General features: G+C 30.7%; 1 protein-coding gene. It reads left to right on the forward strand.

The window, feature by feature from the left end; translation table 11 throughout:
• On the forward strand, window positions 1-261 hold a 261-nt coding region (locus ACT3RM_RS18240; protein ID WP_444511561.1), incomplete at its 5' end, for a hypothetical protein.
• Window positions 262-348: the final 87 nt, after the last annotated feature.

Raw genomic sequence — 348 nt, forward strand, 5'->3', positions numbered from 1 at the left:
GATATTAAAAATATAGATGCTAGAACAAAAATGTTATCAGGACTCTTTTCTGACATCACTAAACTACAAAGATTATATACAGCAGATGGTGTTAGGTATGCATCGCCAAAGGTCTGTGTTTGCCAATCAACAGTTCAATTCTTTAGTGATAAATTGCCAATAACAATTTATGGTTCTGACGAATGTACTGAATTGGATAAGGATGGTGATGGTGCTTATGACTTTACAGGTAAAGCTATTCCAAATTGTAGATGTTACTAATTATTTTTACTATCTGGTCACTAAGGGAAACTATGAAAATTGCATTTATATTAATAACATCATTAATTTTTATCGGGTTATATATAC

This window comes from Pseudoalteromonas sp. AOP7-A1-14 (genome assembly GCF_052376275.1).
In the GTDB taxonomy this organism is placed as follows: Bacteria; Pseudomonadota; Gammaproteobacteria; order Enterobacterales; family Alteromonadaceae; genus Pseudoalteromonas.